This is a genomic window from Lentisphaerota bacterium (assembly GCA_016873675.1).
In the GTDB taxonomy this organism is placed as follows: domain Bacteria; phylum Verrucomicrobiota; class Kiritimatiellia; order RFP12; family JAAYNR01; genus VGWG01.
In genome coordinates this window covers 1-3,394 of the sequence record VGWG01000178.1, presented here as the reverse complement: position 1 = coordinate 3,394, position 3,394 = coordinate 1, and the positions used below count along the sequence as shown (strand labels likewise).

The 3,394-nt window shown below is 64.1% G+C and carries 4 protein-coding genes; 1 reads left to right on the top strand and 3 read right to left on the bottom strand.

The genetic code is table 11. The features are described 5' to 3' along the window. From FJ222_12380 to FJ222_12370, 3 genes are all read right to left on the bottom strand, one after another. On the bottom strand, positions 1 to 621 hold a 621-nt coding region (locus tag FJ222_12380; GenBank protein MBM4165218.1), incomplete at its 3' end, for a methyltransferase domain-containing protein. Then, positions 618 to 1,160: a hypothetical protein gene (locus FJ222_12375; GenBank protein MBM4165217.1), complete on the bottom strand. Its 543-nt coding sequence runs from the start codon at positions 1,158 to 1,160 to the stop codon at positions 618 to 620. The genes FJ222_12375 and FJ222_12380, both read right to left, overlap by 4 nt. Before the next feature lie 33 nt (positions 1,161 to 1,193). Continuing rightward, positions 1,194 to 2,390: a hypothetical protein gene (locus FJ222_12370; GenBank protein ID MBM4165216.1), complete on the bottom strand. Its 1,197-nt coding sequence runs from the start codon at positions 2,388 to 2,390 to the stop codon at positions 1,194 to 1,196. Between the two features lie 265 nt (positions 2,391 to 2,655). Here FJ222_12370 and FJ222_12365 point away from each other — a divergent pair. Beyond that, the coding region (locus FJ222_12365) for an L-glyceraldehyde 3-phosphate reductase (protein MBM4165215.1) at positions 2,656 to 3,394 on the top strand (739 nt) is incomplete at its 3' end.

The window sequence follows — 3,394 nt, the reverse complement described above, 5'->3', positions numbered from 1 at the left end:
GCACACGTCCAGCTCCGTCGTGACGCCATTGAGCCGCGCGTTGTCACGGGCGATCGCCACAGCATCGGGGTCGTTGTCAAAACCGCAGACCGGATGGAAGCCGAGCTTGGCCGCGCCGATGGCCAGGATGCCCGAACCGCAGCCCATGTCGAGCATGGAACCGCCCGCGCGCTGACCGGAGATGTGGTCGAGAAATTCGAGGCAGGCGCGGGTGGTGCCGTGACGTCCCGTGCCGAAGCTCATCCCCGGCTCGATGTCGATCACCACTTCACCCGGTTGGGCCGTATAGGATTCCCAGACCGGGCGGATCACCACCCGCCGGGAGACGCGCTCAACGTGAAAAAAACGTTTCCAACTCTCGGTCCAGTCTTCGCGGGCCAGTTGCGAGACGGCCGGCGCGAGCGTCAGGCCCAACGCCGCGCCCGTTTCCCGCACCGTGTCACAGACCCCCGCCGCATCGGCCGCATGTTCAAGAAAGATATCGATGCGGCAGGTTCCCCGCTCCACATCCTCCCAAGCCGTCGGCGTAAAAGGGCAGGATGAGAGCGCATCGAGCATGGCGTCCACCCAGACCGAGGACACGTCCGCAGATACCGCTGTGAGCTGGGGGTGAACGGTCACTTATAAACGCCGAATTCGCCGCGGCGGTTGAGGCGGTAGGACTCTTCGGAGCGGCCCTGGGATGCGGGCTTCTCTTCCCCGAAGCTGCGTGTCTGCACGCGGCCGCCGTCGATGCCAAGGCTCACGAGATAGCCGCGGATGGTCTGCGCGCGCTGTTCGCCCAGCGACAGGTTGTATTCGTTGCTGCCGCGCTCGTCGCAGTGCCCGTCAATCAGCACGACATGAGCGCTGTTCTGCAGCAGATGCTGGGCGACCTGTTCGATCTTCGACACTTCGACCGGAGCCAATTGGTAGGAATCAAAGCCGAAATAGACCGGGCTGAACGACACGCCGGCCACCGGCTCCCGCGACTCGGCGAAAGAGCTCGGATCGTTGATCGGCGCGCCCGTCTCGGCATCCCACGGAACGTCGGTGACCTGCGTCTCGCGGTCCTTCGCGCCGCCGCCCCAGCCAAACCATCGCTTGACCGTGGTGCAGCCGCTGCTTGTTGCCAGAATAACCGCAACCAGCGCCAGCTTGACAAACTGATTCATACGCATACTGTTGACTCCGTGGAGCACAAACCCCGTTTACTATTTATCCGACCAATCGGGTGACATCCAGTTACCCGCATGAGGGAATAAACGTACCGGAGAATCCCCCTTGATGTCAAGTATCCAAAGTGATGAGCGCCCGGAACCCTCCGCGCGCGAGCAGACGATGTGACGGCTGTCCGGTGCCCACGACGGGTCTTCGTGATCCGGGCCGCTCGTGAGCGGGGTGTCGGGTTCGCCACCGGCGGCGGGGTCCAGGACGGCGATCTGGTAGCCGCTTCGACGCGTCGCATAGACGATTTTTCCATTCGCCGACCAGTCGGGATTGACATTCTCCGATCCCTTGTAGGTCAGCCGGCGGGACCGCTTGGTGGCGATGTCAATGGTGTACAGGTGCGGGGCCCCCGAGGCGTCGCCCACATAAACGACCTGGGCGCCGTCAGGCGACCAGGCGGGGCTCGCTTCGACGGCGTGGGGTGTCTGCGTGAGGCGGGTGACCGCGCCGCTGGCCAGATCCAGGGTGTAGACATCGGGGTTGCCCGATAGCGAGAGGATCAGCACGGCGGTGCGGCCGTCGGGCGAAATCTCGGCCCCCGTGTTCAGTCCTTTGAACTTCGCGAGCGGCATGCGGCGTCCACCCGTGGCCGGAAATCGGTAAACCGCAGGCGTGTTGTGCAGATAGCTGGTGTACAGGATATTGAGTCCGTCACGATCCCATTTCGGGCCGACCGCCGCCACGTTGTCGTGGGTGATCTGCGCCAGACTGCGGCCATCCGCGTCGCACATGAACAGATCGGCGTTGTTCGGCCCGCGGCGGTTGACGAAAACGATCCGCGTGCCGGCAATGCCCCGTTCACCTTTGATGTGCCTGACCATGTCATTGGCTAATTGATGCGCCAGCCGACGAACCTCCGTCGCACCTGAGGCGGACGAGCGGTTCCACTCCATGCGCTTCCCGGGCCAGGAGATCAGGCTGGACACCGCCAGGCTGTCCGCCCGGGCCGAGGCCGCGCCCGAGACGCGGATCTGCCCCGCCGGATCGATCTTGAACCACCCGGAGCGTTCCAGATCGCTCTGCAGGGTCTGCACGAAGAGACTTCCCGTCTCGCCCGTGGCCGCGAACCCAACGAGACTGACCGCATCCTTGCCGGCGCCTGCCCCCCGAATCGTGATGTCCGAGCCACACACCGCCGTCACGGCCCCCACGACCGCCAGTATCAGAGAAAAACGTTTCATTACAACCCCATTCCTGTTCGCTCGCACACCCGTCTGCAGCCGTGCATTCGGCGCTTTCCAGACGCGCGCCGGAAGTATCGCATGTTTGATCGGGACTGTCTAGACACCATGCACGTAACGGTTCCTGTTGTTGTTCTCATCCTTCTTGTTCCATCCGTCACAATATGGCAGAATGGGGCTCATCGGAGTCCCGATCGGCAGCGGGATCCTCTGTTGGCCAGCGGCTTCGATCACGCGGCAACCCGCATGACACCTGGAGCGAAGCATGAACTACGAACCCGATCCGAAGCGTTACGAGAACGGCATGATCTATAACCGGTGCGGACGCAGCGGTCTCCGGCTGCCGGCCGTCTCGCTGGGCCTCTGGCATAATTTTGGCCATGCGGTGTCATCCGCCTCGTGCCGCGAGATCCTCGCTGCGGCTTTCGACCTCGGTGTGACTCACTTTGACCTCGCCAACAACTACGGTCCGCCCGCAGGCGCGGCCGAGACCCAGTTTGGCGCGCAGCTCAAAAACACCTTTGGCGCGTGGCGCGACGAACTGGTGATCGCGACCAAGGCGGGCTACTACATGTGGCCGGGCCCTTACGGCGAATGGGGCTCGCGCAAGGGGCTGCTGGCGAGCCTCGATCAGAGCCTGAAGCGGCTGGGGCTGGACTATGTGGACATTTTCTACCACCACCGGCCCGATCCGAACACACCGCTGGAGGAGTCCATGGGGGCGCTCGACACGGCGGTCCGCCGGGGCAAGGCGCTCTATGTCGGCATCTCGAACTATCCCGCCGAACTCGGACGCCGCGCGGCGCGGATCCTGCGGCAGATGGGCACCCCCTGCGTGATCCACCAACCGCGCTACAGCATGCTCGATCGCGGGGTCGAGGATGGCCTGCTCGCAACGGCAGAGGAAGAGGGTTTCGGCGTCATCGCCTTCTCGCCGCTGGCGCAGGGGGTGCTCACGAACAAGTATGCCTCAGGCGTCCCCGCCGATTCGCGCGTCGGCCGGG

Coding starts and splice junctions, on each gene's coding strand:
- FJ222_12375 (MBM4165217.1), bottom strand. CDS start 1,160: ATGCGTATGAATCAGTTTGTCAAGCTGGCGCTGGTTGCGGTTATTCTG.
- FJ222_12370 (MBM4165216.1), bottom strand. CDS start 2,390: ATGAAACGTTTTTCTCTGATACTGGCGGTCGTGGGGGCCGTGACGGCG.